The sequence below is a fragment of the Rhizobium sp. AQ_MP genome, assembly GCF_014237835.1.
Lineage (GTDB): Bacteria > Pseudomonadota > Alphaproteobacteria > Rhizobiales > Rhizobiaceae > Allorhizobium.
This window is the reverse complement of sequence record NZ_JACJVI010000001.1, coordinates 292,641-311,006: the sequence shown is the minus strand read 5'-3', so window position 1 is coordinate 311,006 and position 18,366 is coordinate 292,641. Positions and strand designations below refer to the sequence as shown.

The 18,366-nt window shown below is 61.4% G+C and carries 19 protein-coding genes and 1 tRNA gene; 10 read left to right on the top strand and 10 right to left on the bottom strand.

The genetic code is table 11. The features are described from left to right. Positions 1–4: 4 nt before the first annotated feature. The 4 genes from H6M51_RS01645 to H6M51_RS01630 form a co-directional block, all read right to left on the bottom strand. Positions 5–739: a Crp/Fnr family transcriptional regulator gene (locus tag H6M51_RS01645; RefSeq protein WP_185808142.1), complete on the bottom strand. Its 735-nt coding sequence runs from the start codon at positions 737–739 to the stop codon at positions 5–7. 157 nt (positions 740–896) lie between these two features. After that, positions 897–1,937, bottom strand: coding sequence for a proline racemase family protein (locus H6M51_RS01640; RefSeq protein ID WP_185808141.1), 1,041 nt, complete (start codon positions 1,935–1,937; stop codon positions 897–899). A 266-nt stretch (positions 1,938–2,203) separates the two neighbouring features. Then, a tRNA-Arg gene (locus H6M51_RS01635) sits at positions 2,204–2,280 on the bottom strand. Between the two features lie 117 nt (positions 2,281–2,397). Next, positions 2,398–3,885, bottom strand: a complete 1,488-nt coding sequence (locus H6M51_RS01630; protein WP_185808140.1) for a HAMP domain-containing sensor histidine kinase — start codon at positions 3,883–3,885, stop codon at positions 2,398–2,400. A 358-nt stretch (positions 3,886–4,243) separates the two neighbouring features. Between H6M51_RS01630 and rpmH the strand changes: the two genes are divergently transcribed. Genes rpmH through yihA form a run of 5 tightly spaced genes read left to right on the top strand, consistent with a single transcriptional unit; the run spans position 4,244 to position 8,264 of the window. Next, on the top strand, positions 4,244–4,381 hold the full coding sequence (gene rpmH, locus H6M51_RS01625) for a 50S ribosomal protein L34 (protein WP_006727993.1): 138 nt from the start codon (positions 4,244–4,246) through the stop codon (positions 4,379–4,381). A 21-nt stretch (positions 4,382–4,402) separates the two neighbouring features. After that, entirely contained in the window at positions 4,403–4,804 is a 402-nt protein-coding gene (gene rnpA, locus H6M51_RS01620) for a ribonuclease P protein component (protein WP_185808423.1), read from the top strand. Beyond that, positions 4,804–6,594, top strand: a complete 1,791-nt coding sequence (yidC, locus tag H6M51_RS01615) for a membrane protein insertase YidC (protein ID WP_185808139.1) — start codon at positions 4,804–4,806, stop codon at positions 6,592–6,594. The genes rnpA and yidC overlap by 1 nt, the downstream gene beginning before the upstream one ends. Before the next feature lie 52 nt (positions 6,595–6,646). After that, positions 6,647–7,555: a DMT family transporter gene (locus H6M51_RS01610; RefSeq protein ID WP_185808138.1), complete on the top strand. Its 909-nt coding sequence runs from the start codon at positions 6,647–6,649 to the stop codon at positions 7,553–7,555. A 49-nt stretch (positions 7,556–7,604) separates the two neighbouring features. Then, positions 7,605–8,264, top strand: a complete 660-nt coding sequence (yihA, locus tag H6M51_RS01605) for a ribosome biogenesis GTP-binding protein YihA/YsxC (RefSeq protein ID WP_185808137.1) — start codon at positions 7,605–7,607, stop codon at positions 8,262–8,264. A gap of 57 nt (positions 8,265–8,321) precedes the next feature. On the opposite strand, the gene H6M51_RS01600 is transcribed toward yihA, so the two are convergent. The 3 genes from H6M51_RS01600 to H6M51_RS01590 all read right to left on the bottom strand — a co-directional run bounded on the left by H6M51_RS01600 (position 8,322) and on the right by H6M51_RS01590 (position 10,312). Further along, positions 8,322–8,879 carry a fasciclin domain-containing protein gene (locus H6M51_RS01600; protein WP_185808136.1) on the bottom strand — a complete coding sequence of 186 codons (558 nt, stop codon included), beginning with the start codon at positions 8,877–8,879 and terminating at the stop codon, positions 8,322–8,324. Between the two features lie 184 nt (positions 8,880–9,063). Then, positions 9,064–9,780: an anti-sigma factor domain-containing protein gene (locus H6M51_RS01595; protein ID WP_185808135.1), complete on the bottom strand. Its 717-nt coding sequence runs from the start codon at positions 9,778–9,780 to the stop codon at positions 9,064–9,066. Next, positions 9,767–10,312: a sigma-70 family RNA polymerase sigma factor gene (locus tag H6M51_RS01590; protein WP_185808134.1), complete on the bottom strand. Its 546-nt coding sequence runs from the start codon at positions 10,310–10,312 to the stop codon at positions 9,767–9,769. Before H6M51_RS01590 ends, H6M51_RS01595 begins: the two co-directional genes overlap by 14 nt. A 159-nt stretch (positions 10,313–10,471) precedes the next feature. Here H6M51_RS01590 and argB point away from each other — a divergent pair, with 159 nt between their 5' ends. Beyond that, entirely contained in the window at positions 10,472–11,359 is an 888-nt protein-coding gene (gene argB / locus H6M51_RS01585) for an acetylglutamate kinase (RefSeq protein ID WP_185808133.1), read from the top strand. A gap of 24 nt (positions 11,360–11,383) precedes the next feature. Here argB and H6M51_RS01580 read toward each other — a convergent pair whose 3' ends face one another. After that, positions 11,384–12,880 carry an MFS transporter gene (locus H6M51_RS01580; protein WP_185808132.1) on the bottom strand — a complete coding sequence of 499 codons (1,497 nt, stop codon included), beginning with the start codon at positions 12,878–12,880 and terminating at the stop codon, positions 11,384–11,386. 401 nt (positions 12,881–13,281) lie between these two features. Beyond that, positions 13,282–14,196, bottom strand: a complete 915-nt coding sequence (locus H6M51_RS01575) for an EamA family transporter (RefSeq protein WP_185808131.1) — start codon at positions 14,194–14,196, stop codon at positions 13,282–13,284. A 331-nt stretch (positions 14,197–14,527) separates the two neighbouring features. Here H6M51_RS01575 and H6M51_RS01570 point away from each other — a divergent pair, with 331 nt between their 5' ends. After that, a complete protein-coding gene (locus H6M51_RS01570) occupies positions 14,528–15,247 on the top strand; it encodes a pyrimidine 5'-nucleotidase (RefSeq protein WP_185808130.1) in 720 nt (239 codons plus the stop codon). A gap of 108 nt (positions 15,248–15,355) precedes the next feature. Further along, positions 15,356–16,021, top strand: coding sequence for a calcium-binding protein (locus tag H6M51_RS01565; RefSeq protein WP_185808129.1), 666 nt, complete (start codon positions 15,356–15,358; stop codon positions 16,019–16,021). Positions 16,022–16,061: 40 nt separating this feature from the next. On the opposite strand, the gene H6M51_RS01560 is transcribed toward H6M51_RS01565, so the two are convergent. After that, positions 16,062–16,940: an LOG family protein gene (locus H6M51_RS01560; RefSeq protein WP_185808128.1), complete on the bottom strand. Its 879-nt coding sequence runs from the start codon at positions 16,938–16,940 to the stop codon at positions 16,062–16,064. A gap of 141 nt (positions 16,941–17,081) precedes the next feature. Between H6M51_RS01560 and dapD the strand changes: the two genes are divergently transcribed. Continuing rightward, positions 17,082–17,942, top strand: coding sequence for a 2,3,4,5-tetrahydropyridine-2,6-dicarboxylate N-succinyltransferase (gene dapD, locus H6M51_RS01555; RefSeq protein WP_185808127.1), 861 nt, complete (start codon positions 17,082–17,084; stop codon positions 17,940–17,942). 6 nt (positions 17,943–17,948) lie between these two features. Further along, on the top strand, positions 17,949–18,323 hold the full coding sequence (locus H6M51_RS01550) for a DUF805 domain-containing protein (protein ID WP_185808126.1): 375 nt from the start codon (positions 17,949–17,951) through the stop codon (positions 18,321–18,323). The last annotated feature ends 43 nt before the right edge of the window (positions 18,324–18,366 follow it).

The window sequence follows — 18,366 nt, the reverse complement described above, 5'->3', positions numbered from 1 at the left end:
CCGTTCAACCCTCGAGCGCGCGAGAGATGCGGCGAGAGAGCTCGATCGGGTTTTTCAGAACAATCGCGCGGCTGGTGCGCTCCACCAGCTGTTCGCGCGCAAGCCTCGACATTTCGCGCGACACCGTCTCACGGCTTGCGCCGATATGTTCGGCCAGTTCCGCATGAACGAGCGGAGGCGAAATGATCCGCTCTCGCCCCCCGTCGTTGCGCACGCGTGAAAGCCTGAGCAAGGTGTTGTAAAGCCGGTGCTTGGTGTCGAGGAAAGACAGTTCGGAGAGACGGTCATTCATCGCACGGATGCGTTTCGACAGCAGCTGCAGCAGCGCCAGCGCCACATCCGATCTCTGTCGCAGGATATCGAGGAAGACGATGCAGGGGATGACCGTCACCGTGGCGTCGCTGACGGCCATCAGGCTCGCGGAGCGGGCCATGTCGTCGATGGCCGACTGTTCGCCAAGAATGTCGCCGCGCTTGAAGCTTCCAAGAATAGCTTCCTTGCCCACCGAAAATCGAAGCACGGCGCGGATCTCGCCCGTCTGAACAATGAAGACATCCTTCGACATGTCCTCGAAATCGACAAGGCTTTCGCCGGCGCTCAAGGTCCGGGAGTGGCAGCGGGCAAGCCATTCCCGATCTTCTTCGACCGACAATCCTGCAAATATCGCGCAACCGCGCAGTGTCGGGAGCGTGTGGGCCGAAAGCGGCAGGGCGGAACCTGTCGTAGCGTTTGCTTTCATTTACGGAATACTTGTCGCGTTCATGACGATGGTGGTTACTTAGTCGCCTGTCTTGACCCTTAGCAAGATGCGGGGAATCAAGACCCTTACAATTCAGCTAGCGCATATGATCGAATTTTACTCAAATTGGAACAATGCCGAAGACGATTAGGAAGAGTCAACCGATCGACCCGGATGACGGTCCCCACACGTCGGTGAGCGCGAAGCCATGCTCAAAGGGATCGAAAGGATCGAGCGCCACCTGATGAAGGCCGAAGGTGAATCCGCGACCGCTGATCGTCGGGATCACCGCCGGACGTCCCGCGACCTGCGAGAGACCAGAGAGGCCGACCTCAAACTCCGATCCGATGATCGAGCGCGACAGCATCACATCGCCCACCTTCGCCTTGCCGCGTGCATGGAGTGTTGCCAGATTGGCGGAGTTTCCAGTGCCGCATGGCGAGCGATCGACACGTCCTGGCCACATGGTCGTGCAGGTGCGGATTGCACCGTCGGGGTCGACATCGCGGAACATGACATAGGCGACACCCGAGATCGCCGGAATTTCCGGGTGCGCGACCAGAATCTGCCGATTGATCTCCTCCTTGAGGATCATACCGGCTTCAACAAGCGCGCGCGCATTCCCCTTCTCAATCGTCAGGCCCACCTGTCCGACGTCAACGAGAGCGTAGAATATGCCGCCGTAGCTGAGGTCGAAGGTGATGCGACCCCACTGTTGTGTATCCAGAACGACGTCCAGTTCGTGCACGAAGGAGGGCACCATGGTCAAGGTCACGCGCTCGCAGCGCCCGTCGCGGCAGGTCGCTCTTGCCCTGACAAGACCGGCGGCTGTTTCCAGCACCACGACTGTTTCGGGCTCAATCATCTCGACCATGCCGCTTTCCAGCAGAGCCGTCGTCACGCAGATTGAATTCGATCCGGAGCTGGCATGCGCCTGATCCGGCTGCAGAATGATAAACGCCGCGTCGGCAGAAGGATCCTTGGGGGGAAGCAGCAGATTGACGGAGCCGATCGGCGCACCGCGCGGCTCCAGCACCAGCATTCGGCGCAAAGCCTCCCCTTTGGGATCCGTATTGAGCCACATCAGCTGGTCAGCCACGGAGTCACCCGGAATTTTCGGCACGCCGCCGACCGCGACCTTGCCGATTTCACCCTCGGCGTGAACGTCGAGCAGTTGAAGAGTGCGCTTCCATCTCATGTCGTTTTCCTAAGCTGATCGAGCAGCCCGAAACAGTCGAGCTTCCTTCAAGAGCACAAGCTTGTGCTTTCGCTCAAGGGGAGACATCGAAGAACACGCCCTGGACCGAGGCTGATCCACTGCATTGCTTGGGATCGATCAAACCGAAAGGCAAATTCGTCCGCGCGACAACGGGTCGAGACGATCGTCCGATTCGCCGATCGAGAGCGCATGGCGACTATCGCGGTCTTGGCGAAGACGATGCATTTCAAAATGGGAGAAGGAAATGGCGCACCCGAAGAGATTCGAACTCCTGACCCCCAGATTCGTAGTCTGGTGCTCTATCCAGCTGAGCTACGGGTGCTTGCCAAGGCCGACTGTCCGTCGGCGTGTGGCGATCCTCTAAAGCGGGACGATCCGGATTGCAAGCGCCCTTTTCGAAAAAAGAGAATTTTCCTGTCACATGCTCCCCGAGGGCCACTCAGGCGCGGGCGCGCCAGTCGTCGAGAGCCACTGGCCTGTCGGGGATTTCGACGCGGAACATGGTGCCGGGGCCCGGCTTTTCCACAAGCGCAATCGTCCCGCCATGGGCAATCACCAGTTCGCGTGCGATGGCAAGACCAAGGCCCGTGCCCCCTGATCTCGCTGACCCGCGGAACGCAGCGAACAGGTTTTCACGCGCCTTGCGCGGCATGCCTGGACCAGTATCGTCGATGACGATGGCGACGACAGAACCGGTGCGTTGCGCGGATACAGTGATCCGGCGCACGTGATCGGGAGCCTCGGGGGTGAAGGTTGCGAGAGCCTGAACGGCGTTGCGACAGATGTTGTGAATGACACGGAACAACTGCTCGCTGTCCGCATCGATCTCAAGGTCGGGCCCGACATTGTCGACGAATTCGATTCCGGCCTCGTGGCTCAGATGCAGAAGGTCTCTCACCTCCTGGCAGACCTCCGACAGAAGGAACCGGCGCCGGCGCGGCTCGGCCTCGGAAGTCTGGCCGTAAGACAGGACTTCGCTTGTGTAGCCGACGGCCCGATCAATCGTGCGCAGTAGCTTGGGGGCGAAACTCTTGACCAGCGGATCCTCGACATCGACGAGGCGGTCGGACATCAGCTGGGCAGAGGCTAGAATGTTGCGCATGTCATGATTGATCTTCGAGACAGCGAGACCGAGATCAGCCAGCGTCTTCTGCTGTCTCAAGGTCTTCTGCAACTGATCCTGCATGCGCGAGAGGTGGCGCCCCGCCACGGCGATCTCGTCCTTGCCGAAGGTCACCGGAAGCACGCGTGCGGGGTCTTCCGGATTTTCGGCGAAGACTTGCATGCTTCTGGCAAGCCGGCGAACCGGCACAATCATCACTCGGTTGATGGCCAGGAACATCAGGAAGGCGGTGATCATGGAGATGATCAGCGAAACGATCAGGATGTTGCGTGCATAGGCGAGCATTGCATTGCGCAGCGGGCCTTCGTCGATGACGATTTCGACGGTGACGTCACTGCCTTCGGGGATCGGGCCGTAGACGCGCAGCAGACGATCGCCGCCAAAAAGCAAAGTATAAAAGGCGTCGCGTATCGATCCGAGCTCCGAATAATCGGATAGATCGAAAGCGGCATCGACTTCGCTAGGCATGTCGGTGGCGGCCAGCAGGCGTGACGTGCCGTCCTTGCGCAACACGATCGCTTTTGTTCCGGTCGTCGTCAGGGTGTCTTCCTGAACCATCCGCGGCAGTTCGAGCGGCTGGAGCCCGTCGATGACGACGCCGGCAGCCGCTGCCGTGTTGAGCCTGTCCTGCAGCCAGCGTTGGCGCATGGTGGCGACGGAGGGCGCAAAAATGAGGATTTCAGCCAGCATGACAAAGGCTATGGTCAGCCAGAGCAGCTTACCCGACAGGCCGCGAATGCGGGACGGCATCGCGTAACCTCCGGAGAGGTCGGCCTGCGGATCATGATCCTGCCGGTCGAGCATCGGCTCTTGTTCCTGTCGTCCCTGTTCTCTGTGTGCCTTCTGGCGATACCGAAAGCGGCCTCACCCCTTCATCCCATCACACACAGACATGCCTAGCACGGCCAAGCCGCGAACAAACATGAAAGTTTGGTCATGTTAACGATGGAAATTGCGTGGCGGATGTGTGGCACACAAAGGTTTTTTGTCTTTTTCGCAAGCTTTTCCCCGGACGGGACGGCAATTGACTCCTGCGCCCCCTGACACTATAAGCCGCGCACGTTCGGTAACAGGCGCCCGGCGGCGCTTTCCCGTGCGACAAACCAAAACGCTGTTGCAATTTGCACATCCAAGAAGGGCCGCACACCGCGGTATTAAATAAATGTCGAAGCGTACTTTCCAACCTTCCAAGCTTGTTCGCAAGCGCCGCCACGGCTTCCGTGCGCGTATGGCCACCAAGGGCGGCCGTCAGGTCCTCAACGCACGCCGCGCTCGCGGTCGCGCCAAGCTCTCGGCCTAAGGGCCGGATGAGCCCGACGAGATTGACGGGCCCATGACGTCCACGGACTCCAAGAAACCTGTTGGCCGGCTCAAGAGCCGGCCTCAGTTCCTCGCCGTCAGGCACGGCGAAGCGCGCAAGGGTCGCACCTTCCTTCTGGAAGTGCTCGACCGCAAGGACGACGCGCCGCCCCGCGTAGGCTTTACCGTCACCAAAAAACACGGCAATGCAGTGGAACGCAATCGCATGCGGCGCAGGCTGAAAGAAGCCGTGCGACTGAATGCGGCGTTTGCAATGCAGCCGGGACACGACTATGTCATTGTCGCCCGGCGCGAGGTGCTGGATGTACCGTTCGATCAGTTGTCGAAACAGCTGATCCATCGCATCGAGAACCGCCAGACGAACAACACCCGGTCCCCCAGGACCGCTCCCAGGAAAGAGTGATGCAGAACAACCGCAACTATTTCATCGCGATTGCCCTATCGGTGGTGATCGTCCTCGCCTGGCAGTTCTTCTACATGAACCCGCGCATCGAGGCCCAGCGCAAGGCACAGGAAGCGCAGATCGCCCAGCAGCAGGCACAGACCGAGCAGCAGGCGACAACGCCGGCCGCCACCGTCGACGGCACCCTGCCGGCCAGCGGCGCCGCCAGTGCCGAGGCAACCCGCGAAACCGCCGTGGCCAAGACTGCACGTGTTGAAATCGAGACCCAGGACCTTGCCGGCTCGATCAACCTGACCGGCGCCCGCTTCGATGACCTGAAGCTCAAGCAGTATCGCGAGACCGTCGACCCGGCGAGCCCGATCGTGACGCTCTTCAATCCGGCCGAGACGCGTGACGCATACTTTGCCGAACTCGGCTTCATTGCTGGCGAGAATGCAGGTTCTGTCCCCGGTCCCAACACCGTCTGGACCGCTCCCGAGGGCGCCAAGCTTACTGAGACGACCCCGGTCACGCTCACCTACACCAACGAAGCCGGCCTGACCTTTACCCGCACGATCGCCGTCGACGAACACTACATGTTCACGGTGGAAGACAAGATCGTCAACAACGGTTCGGCATCCGCAAGCATCGCCCCCTATGGCCGTGTCACCCGCTACACCAAGCCTTCGACGCCATCGATCTTCGTTCTGCATGAAGGCTTCCTCGGTGTTCTCGGGAACGAGGGCAGCCTGGTCGAGCACGACTATACCGACATTGAAGAAGCGGCTGTCACGAATGCCAAGGCAACGGGCGGCTGGCTTGGCATCACCGACAAGTACTGGGCCGCGTCGCTCATCCCGCAGCAGACGCTTCCTTACGAATCGCGCTTCTCGCATTTCACCGACGGGCAGCCCCGCTTCCAGGCCGATTTCAAGAACGATGCCATCAGCATCCCGGTCGGACAGAGCACGTCGGTCAAAACGCTGATCTTCGCCGGTGCCAAGCAGGTCCCGGTCATCGACAGCTATCAGGAAAATCTCGGCATTCCGAAGTTCGATCTGATGATCGACTGGGGCTGGTTCTACTTCATCACCAAGCCGATGTTCCACCTGATGGATTACTTCTTCCATCTGGTCGGCAATTTTGGTGTCGCCATCCTGCTCACCACGATCGTCGTCAAGCTGATCTTTTTCCCGCTCGCCAACAAGCAATACGCCTCCATGGCCAACATGAAGCGCGTCCAGCCGAAGCTTGAGGAGCTGAAGGAGAAGTACAAGGACGACCGCATGGGCCTGCAGCAGGCGATGATGGCGCTGTACAAGGAAGAGAAGATCAACCCGGTGGCCGGCTGCTGGCCGGTGCTCCTGCAGATCCCGGTCTTCTTCGCCCTCTACAAGGTCATCTACGTCACCATCGAAATGCGCCACGCGCCTTTCTTCGGCTGGATCCAGGACCTTTCCGCGCCCGACCCGACGAGCTTCATCAACCTCTTCGGCCTGTTGCCGTTCGAGGCTCCGACCTTCCTGCATCTCGGCATCTGGCCGATCATCATGGGCGTCACCATGTGGCTGCAGATGCGCATGAACCCGACCCCGCCGGATCCGACCCAGGCGATGCTGTTCAACTGGATGCCGGTCATCTTCACCTTCATGCTCGGCACATTCCCCGCCGGTCTGGTGATCTACTGGGCCTGGAACAACACCCTGTCGATCCTGCAGCAGGCCCTGATCATGAAGCGTCATGGCGTGGAGATCGAATTGTTCAAAAACATCGCCAACATGTTCCGGCGAAAACCGGCTCAAACCAAGTGACTTCAAAAGCCCCGGCACGGCCGGGGCTTTCTCTTTGGTGACCAAAAATCCGATGACAGACCACTCCTCTTCCTCACAACGTTCACGGCTCGGCATTGCTCTCGTCGCCGGATCGGCGATCGCCTGGAGCTATGGCGGAGCGATCCAGCGTTTCATTGGTGTAGAGGATGGCTGGACGATCGTGTTCTGGCGGTGCCTGTTTGCAGGCCTTTTTCTTCTTGCCTTCATGCTGATCCGCGACGGACTTGGCGGCACGGTCCGCCTCTTCCGCGCCTTGGGTTGGCCGGGGGCATTCATTGCCGTCGGATTTGCTTCGGTCTCCACGCTTTTTGTGCTGGCCGTGACCATGACGCCCGTCGCAAACGTCGTGCTCTTCATGGCATCCATACCTCTCTTCGCGGCAGTGCTCGCCCGCATGGTGCTCGGAGAACCCATCACGCCAGTCACCTGGGGCGCCATCGGTGCCGTCATTCTGGGGGTGGGGATCATGGTTTCCTCGTCCGTCGGCGAAGGTGGCTCGATCCTCGGACTCACGCTCGCCGCAGCGATCCCCGCAATCTTTGCCGGTATGACGGTGGTCACCCGACGTTATCCCGGAATCCGAATGACACCTGCAGCCTGTGGCGGTTCGTTCATCGCATCCGCGATTGCCGCCACCCAGGCCGGCGCTATCGCCGTCGGCTTGCAGGATCTCGCCTTGCTCTTCTGCTTCGGCGCGCTCAACTTGGGCCTTGGCATGGCTCTTTACGTCGTCGGTGCGCGGATGATCCCATCGGCGCTCGCAGCGCTTCTCGGCACAGCGGAAATGATCCTCGCCCCCGTCTGGATGGTGATCCTGCACAACGAGATCCCATCCGGCAGAACGATCCTTGGCGGTGCGTTGGTGATGGCTGCCCTCTTCACCTATCTGATCAGCCATGCGCGGCAGGCGTCGCGATCCGTCCCGACCGCTGCAGCTTGACTTTCCGGGTCAAAACCCGGATCTGTCCGGCTCAAGAAAGGCCAGACCCATGACCGACGTACACGACAAGAATGACCTGCCGCTCTTCGGCCGGCCCTGGATCTTCATCCGCGGCGTTCCGTCGATGAAATTCCTGCCGCCGGAAGGACCGCTCGAAGTGGCCTTTGCGGGTCGCTCCAATGTCGGCAAGTCGTCGCTGATCAATGCGCTGGTCGGCCAGAAGGGTCTTGCGCGTACATCCAACACGCCGGGCCGCACCCAGGAGCTCAATTACTTCGTGCCAGACGGCTATTCCGGTGAAGGCGATGATCTTCCGCCGATGGCGCTCGTCGACATGCCGGGCTACGGCTATGCACAGGCGCCGAAGGAACAGGTGGATGCCTGGACCAAGCTCGTTTTCGATTACCTGCGCGGTCGCGCGACGCTGAAGCGTGTCTATGTGCTGATCGACAGCCGCCACGGGCTGAAAAAGAATGACGAGGAGGTTCTCGGCCTGCTCGACAAGGCGGCCGTCTCCTACCAGATCGTGCTGACTAAGACCGACAAGATCAAGGCGCCGGGCGTGGCGAAGCTGATCACCGAGACGCAGGACAAGATCAAGAAACGGCCTGCTGCCTTCCCGGTCGTGCTTTCAACATCCTCCGAAAAAGGTGACGGCCTCGACCAATTGCGCGGGGCGATCAGCGAGGCCGTCGGTCGGAGCCTTTGACGCTCAGGCTCCGATTAGGTCGGCCCTGCTGGCGGATACAGGGCCGAACCAAGTTCCTTACATCTTCGGCAGGATCACTGCGTCGACGACGTGAATGACGCCGTTCGACTGCTTGACGTCGGCGATGTTGACGGTCGATACGCCGCCGTTCTCATCGGTCAACGTGACCTTGCCGTCGGCAGCCTTGGCTTTGAGCACGCAGCCACCCACGGTGGTCACGTCGTGTTCGCCGCCGTCATCAGCGATCATCTTTACCAGGGCTTCCGACATCACGTCGGCTGCCACCACGTGGCAGGTCAGGACCTTGGTCAGCTGTTCCTTGTTTTCCGGCTTCAGCAGGGTGTCGACCGTGCCGGCCGGCAACTTGGCAAAAGCGTCGTTGGTCGGTGCGAAGACGGTGAACGGACCGGTGCCCGAAAGTGTTTCGACCAGGCCCGCGGCCTGGACGGCGGCGACGAGCGTCGTGTGATCCTTCGAGTTGACAGCGTTTTCGACGATGTTCTTGGTTTCGAGCATTTCACCACCGCCGACCATCGGATTGGCGGCATAGGCTGCGGCAGCGCCTGCCAGGATGGCTGCGGAGAATGCGAGGGGGCGAAGAGCGGTCTTGAACATTTTAGGTTTCCTCTGTCCTTGGTGTTCGCGATCCGTGTCCCTGATTTCGGGCGGGACACTGGGTTTCATTCCCGTCAGCGGGAACAGCTTGAAGGACGGAAGCCTGTTCAAACAAGTTTCAGGCGGCTCGAAGATTTCGGCCGCCCGATCGTCATTGCATTGATTTCAAATCGAAGTTTCTTCTTCAGGGACGGATTTCGCCGAGGGCAACCACCGGACCGGTCGCCTTGCCGGTCGGCGAGCCGCCGAAGGGTTCGAGGCTGACGGCCAGCACGACGCCTTGCGTCACGCGCGCGCGCAGCTCTTCGGGTACGTCGAGTTCCCCCTGGCCGGTCTGCGGCAGGACGCCGAGCGAGATTGGTGCCTGTTCGCCCTCGACAAGCCAAAGTTCAAGAGACTTGTGTTCCACGCCCCCGCTTGCCACGGGCGTAACTGCCAGGCGGCCGGAGCTTCCGTCATAACGGGCATGAAGCGCAATGGCCTGGTTCTCGCCGGCGAGTTCGGCGGTGAGCGCTGCCTGTGGTTTCGGTCGCATGCGTTCGGCGTAATCGAGGCCGACGACAAGGCCGAGTGCTGCGATGGAGGCGAAGCTCAGGCCACGCCAGAGCAGAAGTGAATTCCAAAGGCTTCCCTTGACGGCTGCCACGGCAGCAGGAGACGCGAAAAGCCGATCCTCGATCTTCGAGAACAGTTGATCCGGAGCGGGCGTCTCGGCGTAATCATCGTTGAACTGGGTGAGGTTCTCCTCCCAACGCTTGACCATGGCGGCGAACTGCCGGTCGTGGCGCAGGCGCGCGTCAACCTTCAGCCGCTCGGCTCCGCTCAGGACGCCGAGGACATATTCGCCGGCGAGAACCTCGTCCCGCGATCGATCTCCCTTGCTCTGGTCAGGCGTGCTCATCCATGCACTCTCTCAGTTTCAAAAGGCTGCGTCGCAGCCAGGTGCGCATCGTGTTCAACGGAACCGCGAAATGATCCGCCAGTTCCTGGTATGACAGTCCCTCGACATAGGCCTGCCGGACAGCCAGCGCCCGATCAGGATCCAATGCCTCCAGGCAGGTGTCAATGCGGCCGCCTTCCGATCTCAGCACAGCATGCTGTTCCGGATCCGGTGCGAGATCGGCGATATCGACCGCCGCCTCGATATCCTCCCCCTGCGGCCGGCGCGCCCTCAGCCTGTCGATACAGTGGTAGCGGACGATGGCACAAAGCCATGGATAGGCATTGTCGCCCTCGCCCGTATAGCTCCCGGCCTTGTGCCAGATCTTGACGAACACATCCTGAAGCGCCTCTTCGGCCTCTCCCCTGTCCTTCAGCATACGCAGGCAGATGGCGAAAAGTTTCGCCGAAACGCGACCATAGAGCAAGGAAAAGGCGCCACGGTCCTTCAATGCCACACGGGCCAGCAAGCCGCCGATATCGTCGCGTTCCATTGAGCCCCCTGGTGCAGCTGGCTGAAATATAGCGTGTCATCATCGGCGGACAATGCGACGAGAAGAAGAAGCGACTTACGCGCCGCTTATATTGCGGCGGAATTATTCCCTCCGTCGCATTGATGCGCTAAAAGGCCGCGATCCAAAGTGAGGTTTCCCATGTCAGCTTCCGAAAGCGAAACGCAGGCTCGGCTTCTCGCCCAGGCCCTGCCCTTCATGCAGCGCTATGAAAACAAGACCATCGTTGTGAAATACGGTGGTCATGCCATGGGCAATCCGGAGCTCGGCAAAGCCTTTGCCGCCGATATCGCGCTCTTGAAGCAGTCGGGCGTCAACCCGATCGTCGTACACGGCGGCGGCCCGCAGATCGGAGCCATGCTCGCCAAGATGGGCATCGAATCGCGGTTCGAGAACGGCCTGCGCGTCACCGACCAGAAGACGGTCGAGATCGTCGAGATGGTGCTCGCGGGCTCGATCAACAAGGAAATCGTCGCGTTGATCAATCAGACCGGCGAATGGGCGATCGGTCTCTGCGGCAAGGACGGCAACATGGTCTTTGCCGAGAAGGCCCAGAAGAAGGTTCGCGACCCCGACAGCAATATCGAGCGCGTGCTCGATCTGGGCTTTGTCGGTGAAGTGGTCGAAGTCGACCGCACGCTGCTCGACCTGCTTGCACGTTCCGAGATGATCCCGGTCATCGCGCCTGTCGCGCCGGGTCGTGATGGCCATACCTACAACATCAATGCGGACACCTTTGCAGGCGCCATTGCGGGTGCGCTCAATGCGTCGCGCCTGCTGTTCCTCACAGACGTTCCCGGCGTTCTCGACAAGAACGGCCAGCTGATCAAGGAGCTTTCGGTCGCCGAAGCCCGCGCACTGATCAAGGACGGGACGATTTCCGGCGGCATGATCCCGAAGGTCGAGACCTGCATCGAGGCCATCCAGGCCGGCGTCCAGGGTGTCGTCATCCTCAACGGCAAGACGGCTCATTCCGTGCTGCTCGAGCTCTTCACCGAGACCGGTGCCGGCACGCTGCTCGTCCCTTAAGCCGATGCAGTCATCCGCTGCCGGTCACTCGATCGGCAGCGGCCGCTCCAGCTTCTCGCTGCCCGGCGTCACCGTGCGCATCGACAGCACGGCGACCAGAACGACAGCATAGGCGATGAAGTTGTAGATCAGCCCAAGGCTCAAGCCTTCGGCATAGACCGCCTTGCCGCTCAGGCCTTCAGCCGCATTGCGGGCCAGGTCCGAAAAGAAGATTTCGCTGACAATCGCGATCCCCAGCGCACTGCCCACCTGCTGGATTGCCTGAAGCGCACCCGATCCGCCGCCTGCATCCTGCGGCGGGACACCCGCCAGCACGAGCTGGAACATCGGCGCGATCGCAATCCCCATGCCAAGCCCACTCAGCAGGAACCAGGGCAGAAGCGCCATGCGGTCGACAGCCTCGCCCAGTGACTGGATCTCCGACCGCAGCAGGGCCATGCCGACGGTGACCATGACCACGCCGACCACGACACGGATGCGTGGGGTGATGTTGCCGAGGCGGCCCGAAATCAGCGAGGCGACGAAGATGCCGACGGAGAAAGGCACCGTCGTCATGCCCGACTGCAGCGGTGTCAGCCCATAACCCTGCTGCAGGAACATCGCGAGGATCAGGAAAAAGCCCGGCAAGGTCGAGAAAAAGGTCGCTGTCATCAACGAACCGATGACGTAGTTGCGGTTCTTCATCAGCGCGACAGGCAAGAGCTCCGGCGCCTTCAGCCGGTGCTGGCGCCGTTCCCAGAGCGCGAAGGCGATGCCGAACGGCACGGCCATCGCGAGCATGGCGAAGCACCAGGCCGGCCAGCCGAAGCCACGCCCCTCGATCAGCGGAAAGATGACGCAGAAGATCGTGACCGCCGCGAGCGCGATACCGCCAAAGTCGTTCTTCAGGCCGGGCTTTGGCGGCAGGGCCGGGATCAGCCGCCAGCCGAGCAGGATGGTCATCATCCCGACCGGAATATTGATGAGGAAAATCGGCCGCCATCCAAGATCGAAGAGGTTGAGCGCGATCAGCCAGCCCCCGAGGATCGGACCCGAGACGGCCGCGAGTCCGGCGCTGAGCCCGAAGAGCGAAAATGCCGCCGCGCGCTCCTTCGGCGGGAACATCATCTGGGCGATTGCCAGGACCTGCGGCGTCATGACGGCTGCTCCCGCTCCCTGCAACAGACGCGCGGCCACCAGCCAGCCGATATCGGGCGCGAGACCACAGAGCAGCGAGGCGGAGGTGAACGCCGCGACACCGGCGATGAAGACCTGCTTTTTGCCCCGGACGTCGCCAAGCCGACCGAACGGCAGCAAGCCAAGCGCGAACACCAGGACGTAACCGGCCACCACCCACTCAATCTGGCTTGATGTCGCGCCAAGCTCCGACTGGAGACTCGGCAGCGCCACATTGACGATGGTGACGTCGAGCAGGTTCATGAAGTTGGCCAGCATCATCACAATGAGCGCCGTCCAGCGCTTTGGGTATGGATGCGCGGCGTCGGCGCTGATCGTTGGTGTCGCGGGTGTCTTGGTGTGCATGTTGTCTCCCCGCTCTCGGCGCGCGCGTGTCTCCGGTGTATCGCGCAGCGGGATGGGTCGCAACGGGGCAAGGGTGCCGGTCAAGGTGAGGCGGGCATGGCGGCGTTCCTCTCCCCCTTGCGGGAGAGGATGGAAAATCGAAGGCTTAGGCGAGCGCAAGCCGCCTAAACTTCAGATTTTCCCGGTGAGGGGATCCGTTCCGTCGGCAACATCCTGACCGAACCCCCCTCTTGCGAAATCTGAGGTTTGGCCCTGATCGGGCCAATTCCTCTCATAGCCTTCGCGCGGCGTCGCGCTCAGGCCTCCGTTCGCTGAAATCGATTCACTGGATCGATTTCTGGCCTTCGGCCACCGCTCCGAAGTCTCCCCCGCAAGGGGGGAGATGGGCGTCGCGCCCGCCCTCACACCAGAACCAGCAACAGCACCCCGAAAACGATCAAAACACATCCTGCGATCTCGAGCCAGTTGATGCGCTCCTTGAAGAACAGCACCGAGGAGGCAAAGGTGAAGAGCATCTCGACCTGAGCCAAGGCTTTCACCACCGCCACCTGCTGCAGGGTCATAGCGGTAAACCAGCCGAAGGAGGCGGTGGCGCCGACGAAGCCGACGAGGGCGCTGACCTTCCAGGCGGAACGGACGCGGGCGAGTTCCGCCCGGTCGCGCCAGGCCATCCACAACAGCATCGACAGTGTCTGAATGGTGATAACGACGCAGAGCGTGTAGCCGGCCTGAACGAGGGCATCGGGCGCCGGCAGGCTCGGGGTGAGCGACAAGGACGCGGTGCGATAGGAGATTGCGGAGATGCCGAAAAAGAAACCGGAGGCAAGGCCGATCAGTGCAGTGCGGCTGGTCACTGATGTCAGGAGACTGACGGGGGTGAAGGCCGTGCGCGCCACCGAAATCAGCATCACGCCGAGGATCGAAACGAGGATCGCGGCTGCCGTACCAAGCCCAATTGTTTCACCGAACAGAACAAGCGCGATTAGCGCGGCCTGAGCCGGTTCGGTTCGGGAATAGGCTGTTCCGACCGCGAAGTTGCGGAAGGAGAAGAGGTGGACCAGCAGGAAGGTCGCACTGATCTGTGCAAGCGCGCCGATGATGGCCCAGATCGCGAAGGCCAGCCCCGGGACCGGCAGCGGACGGCCGAGGCCGACATGCAGGATGGCGAGATAGAGGAAGGCAAAGGGCAGGCCGAAGCCGAAACGCACAAAGGTGGCGCCGGTTGTGCCCATCTTGCCTTTCAGGTGTTTTTGCAGCGTCGAACGCAGGTTCTGCAGGAAGGCGCTGCCGACCGTGATGATGGCCCAGAGTTCCATGGGAGAGTGTCCAGAAAAGCCGCAGCGCGCGTCGGCAGGGATGCGGCGGAGTTGGGAAAGGGTGGCGGTTGGCCTCTGGCGTTCGAAACGCGGGCCGGTTGGCTCAGACCTGACGGTGGCGGATGGTGCCCGCGCTTACCGGATGAAAGCGCGCAGGCAGGCGCTTGCGGTCCTGCAGGACCACGACCCGTTCCATTGCCGCTATCGACATCTTCTTTCCCATCTTTTCCAGATAGCACTTCCCGAAGCCGCGACCAATGCTAATTAGAGGCCGATGCGCCGGCGGCGGCCTGCATTCCGCAGCCGCCCAGCACTGCCCCAAGAGGACCTGATGAACAGCCCAGCCAAGATCCCCTCGCCTGCCGATTTCGCCCATGTGCGCGACTGGGTCTTCGACCTCGACAACACCCTCTATCCGCATCATATCAACCTCTTCGCGCAGATCGATACGAACATGACCGCCTTCGTGTCCGAGCTTTTGCAACTGGAGCCGGCCGAGGCGAAGCTTCTACAGAAGCGCTACTATCACGAGCACGGCACGACGCTCGCCGGGCTGATGCTGCATCACAAGGTCGATCCGAACGCCTTTCTCGAGCGGGCGCATGCGATCGATTATTCGGCGCTGATCCCGGACGAGGCGCTGGGGTCTGCGATCAAGCGGCTGCCGGGTCGCAAATTCATCTTCACCAATGGCACGGTGGCGCATGCTGAGGCTGCTGCGCGGGCACTCGGCATTCTCGACCATTTCGACGACATCTTCGACATCGTTGCCGCCGACTATGTGCCGAAGCCGGCAGGCGCCACCTACGACAAGTTCGCGAGCCTGAACCGGATCGACACGAAACATGCCGCGATGTTCGAGGATCTGCCGCGCAATCTGACCGTGCCGAAGGCTCTTGGCATGAAGACCGTGCTGCTTGTGCCGCGCAATCTGGGCACGGCGATTCTTGAGACCTGGGAGCGGGTCGAACACGTGGACGCCGAAACCGTCGACTATCTGACCGACGATCTCACCGGCTTTCTGCAGGCGCTGCTACCGCAGGACACGTGAGCAAAAGCTTACGAAAGTTTCATGCAGCTTACCGAGAGTTAAGTAGGTGCGACCGGTTGTCGCCGCTACGGTTATCCCATCGAAACGAAACCTCGAAAGGATACCCTGATGAACGGCAAGACCCTGACGCTGGCCGCCGTGGCAGCCTCTCTCCTTGTTGGCACGACCGCCGGCGGCGCCTTTGCGCAAGACCGCGGCGAGCGCCGTGGCCCGGGCCGTGGCGGTCCGGAAGTGATGTTCGTGCAGATGCTGCAGAAGCACGATGTCGACAAGGACGGCAAGATCAGCAAGGAAGAGGCGAACGCGGCCGGCACGGCGCTGTTTGCGTCCATCGATGCTGACAAGGATGGCGTCCTGACGCCGGGCGAGATGCGCCAGCACCGTGAAGCCATGCGCGAAGAACGCAAGGCTCAACGTGAGGCCATGCGCGCCGAACGTCAGGCAGCTCGCGAAGCCGCAAAGGCCGATGCGCCCACTCCGCCCGGTGGAGCAGCACAGGAGCAGGCCATGAATGACGATGGTCCGCGCGGCGAAGGCGAAGGACGCCACGGCAAGCGTCATGGCTGGCACAATGAGCGTGTCGAGCGTGGTGGTCAGGACGGCATGCGTGGTCCCGGCCGCATGATGCGGATCGCGGATACCGACGAGAACGGCCAGATCAGCCAGGCGGAAGCAACCGCCTTGGCCGACCGGATGTTCACCCGGATGGACCGCAACAAGGATGGCTTCATCAGCGCCGACGACATGCCGAAGCGTCCCATCATGATGCGCTAAGCAGCGCACCAGAATATCGACAAAGATGACGGGCGGCCCCTCACGGGGCCGTTTCCTCGTTCAGATCATAGAAATCCTCGATGATCTTCCAGGCTTCCTCGGCCGTTTCGGCGAACTGGAAGAGGTCAAGATCCTCGGGCGCGATCGTGCCGAAGGCGGCGAGCGCCTCGAAGTTGATGATGTCCTCCCAGAAGGCGCGGGAGAACAGGATCAGCGGGATTGGCGCCATGCGCTTGGTCTGGATCAGCGTCACGGTCTCGAAGAGTTCGTCCAGCGTGCCGAAGCCGCCGGGGAAGATGGTGATCGCCTTGGCCCGCATCAGGAAATGCATCTTGCGGATAGCGAAGTAGTGGAAGTTGAAGCTGAGTTCCGGCGTCACATAGGGGTTCGGCGCCTGCTCGTGAGGGAGGACGATGTTGAGCCCCACCGAGGGCGCACCCACTTCCGAAGCGCCACGATTTCCGGCTTCCATCACGCCGGGGCCACCACCGGTCACCACCACATATTCGTGATAATCCATCTTCTTCGCCTGAGCCGAGCAGAGCTGGGCAAACTTGCGGGCCTCCTCGTAATAGATCGAGGCATTCTCCAGGTTCTTCTTCTGGATGTCGTTCTTGGCCGCCCAGGCGGCCTGACCAGGGGCGGGAATGCGCGCCCCGCCGAACATCACAACCGTCGACTTGATGCTGCGCTCGGTCAGGATCATCTCCGTCTTCAGGAGTTCGAGCTGCAGGCGGACGGGACGAAGCTCCTCGCGGCAGAGGAATTCATCGTCGACATAGGCGAGCGTATAGGAGGACGAGGCCGATTGCGGGGTGCGCGGAATCACCTCGGCCGTCTGCTTGTCGGTCGAGCTATCCTTCAGCGGATCCCAGGATCCATCCTTGCGTCTGTGCTTGCCATTTTTCCACCGTGCCATGCCTTGTCCTTTCCAACGCGCGGGGCTCCGCCGGCTGTTTTCTTCCAGCCCTTTATGCGCTAGAGCTTTGCGCGAATTTTCGATCAGATCCTGATCGTTTGCATCCCACCCACGGTAGACAACGAAGTTTAAGGAATTCAGATGAGCGCCTCCGATCTCACCCAGCTCGAACACGTCATCGAAGCGGCCTTCGACAACCGCGATACGGTTTCGACCTCCACCAAGGGCGAGATCCGCGATGCCGTCGAAACGGCCCTCAACCTCCTGGACAGCGGCAAGGTTCGCGTGGCGGCCCGCGGCGAAGACGGCACCTGGACCGTGCATCAGTGGCTGAAGAAGGCCGTGCTCCTTTCCTTCCGCCTGAACGACATGGAAGTCGTCAAGGGCGGCCCGGGTGCTTCCACCTGGTGGGACAAGGTGCCCTCGAAATTCGAAGGCTGGGGCGAAAGCGAATTCCGCTCGGCCGGCTTCCGCGCGGTTCCCAACGCCGTCGTTCGCCGCTCGGCCTATATCTCCAAGGGCGTCGTTTTGATGCCATCCTTCGTCAATCTCGGCGCCTATGTCGGTGAGAACTCCATGGTCGACACCTGGGCGACGGTCGGCTCCTGCGCCCAGATCGGCGCGAATGTACATCTCTCCGGCGGCGTCGGCATCGGCGGCGTGCTCGAGCCGCTGCAGGCTGGCCCGACGATCATCGAGGACAATTGCTTCATCGGTGCGCGCTCGGAAGTCGTCGAAGGCTGCATCATCCGCGAAGGCTCGGTGCTCGGCATGGGCGTCTATATCGGCAAGTCGACCAAGATCGTCGACCGCGCCACCGGCGAAGTGATGTATGGCGAAGTGCCACCCTATTCCGTCGTTGTCGCCGGCTCGATGCCCTCGGGCAATGCCGTGATGGCCAATGGCCAGCCGGCGCCGCATCTGTACTGCGCCGTCATCGTCAAGCGCGTCGATGAAAAGACCCGCTCGAAGACCGGCATCAACGAGCTGCTGCGCGACTAAGCCCTGATGGCCTTGCCGGGGCGGGAGATATCGGTCGGCTGGGCGCTCTTTCTTTGGGACGGGCGCATCGGCCGACGTGTCTTCATCCTCGGCACGCTGTTCTGGATGATGGCGAATGCGGCAGTGGTCGCGTTCGTGACGGGCTCGGACGAGATCTCACCCGGTTCCTTCTCGCTTTTCCTGACCACCGCCAGCCTCTCGCTTCTCTCCCTGCTGATGCTTGGGACAAAGAGGCTGCACGACATCGGCATGTCGGGGATCGCTGCCGCATTTCTCGTCATCCCGGCCTTTTCCCTGATCGCCTTCTTCCTTCTGTGCGTCTGGCCCTCTACCGACAGTGCCAATCGCTATGGCACAGCGTCAAACAGGCGCGCCGGCTGAACCTTTGCATGGGTGACACGCCCCGGCGGATCGGCTAACACTC

Coding starts and splice junctions, on each gene's coding strand:
- H6M51_RS01645 (WP_185808142.1), bottom strand. CDS start 739: ATGAAAGCAAACGCTACGACAGGTTCCGCCCTGCCGCTTTCGGCCCAC.
- H6M51_RS01640 (WP_185808141.1), bottom strand. CDS start 1,937: ATGAGATGGAAGCGCACTCTTCAACTGCTCGACGTTCACGCCGAGGGT.
- H6M51_RS01630 (WP_185808140.1), bottom strand. CDS start 3,885: ATGCTCGACCGGCAGGATCATGATCCGCAGGCCGACCTCTCCGGAGGT.
- rpmH (WP_006727993.1), top strand. CDS start 4,244: ATGTCGAAGCGTACTTTCCAACCTTCCAAGCTTGTTCGCAAGCGCCGC.
- yidC (WP_185808139.1), top strand. CDS start 4,804: ATGCAGAACAACCGCAACTATTTCATCGCGATTGCCCTATCGGTGGTG.
- H6M51_RS01610 (WP_185808138.1), top strand. CDS start 6,647: ATGACAGACCACTCCTCTTCCTCACAACGTTCACGGCTCGGCATTGCT.
- yihA (WP_185808137.1), top strand. CDS start 7,605: ATGACCGACGTACACGACAAGAATGACCTGCCGCTCTTCGGCCGGCCC.
- H6M51_RS01600 (WP_185808136.1), bottom strand. CDS start 8,879: ATGTTCAAGACCGCTCTTCGCCCCCTCGCATTCTCCGCAGCCATCCTG.
- H6M51_RS01595 (WP_185808135.1), bottom strand. CDS start 9,780: ATGAGCACGCCTGACCAGAGCAAGGGAGATCGATCGCGGGACGAGGTT.
- H6M51_RS01590 (WP_185808134.1), bottom strand. CDS start 10,312: ATGGAACGCGACGATATCGGCGGCTTGCTGGCCCGTGTGGCATTGAAG.
- argB (WP_185808133.1), top strand. CDS start 10,472: ATGTCAGCTTCCGAAAGCGAAACGCAGGCTCGGCTTCTCGCCCAGGCC.
- H6M51_RS01580 (WP_185808132.1), bottom strand. CDS start 12,880: ATGCACACCAAGACACCCGCGACACCAACGATCAGCGCCGACGCCGCG.
- H6M51_RS01575 (WP_185808131.1), bottom strand. CDS start 14,196: ATGGAACTCTGGGCCATCATCACGGTCGGCAGCGCCTTCCTGCAGAAC.
- H6M51_RS01570 (WP_185808130.1), top strand. CDS start 14,528: ATGAACAGCCCAGCCAAGATCCCCTCGCCTGCCGATTTCGCCCATGTG.
- H6M51_RS01565 (WP_185808129.1), top strand. CDS start 15,356: ATGAACGGCAAGACCCTGACGCTGGCCGCCGTGGCAGCCTCTCTCCTT.
- H6M51_RS01560 (WP_185808128.1), bottom strand. CDS start 16,940: ATGGCACGGTGGAAAAATGGCAAGCACAGACGCAAGGATGGATCCTGG.
- dapD (WP_185808127.1), top strand. CDS start 17,082: ATGAGCGCCTCCGATCTCACCCAGCTCGAACACGTCATCGAAGCGGCC.
- H6M51_RS01550 (WP_185808126.1), top strand. CDS start 17,949: ATGGCCTTGCCGGGGCGGGAGATATCGGTCGGCTGGGCGCTCTTTCTT.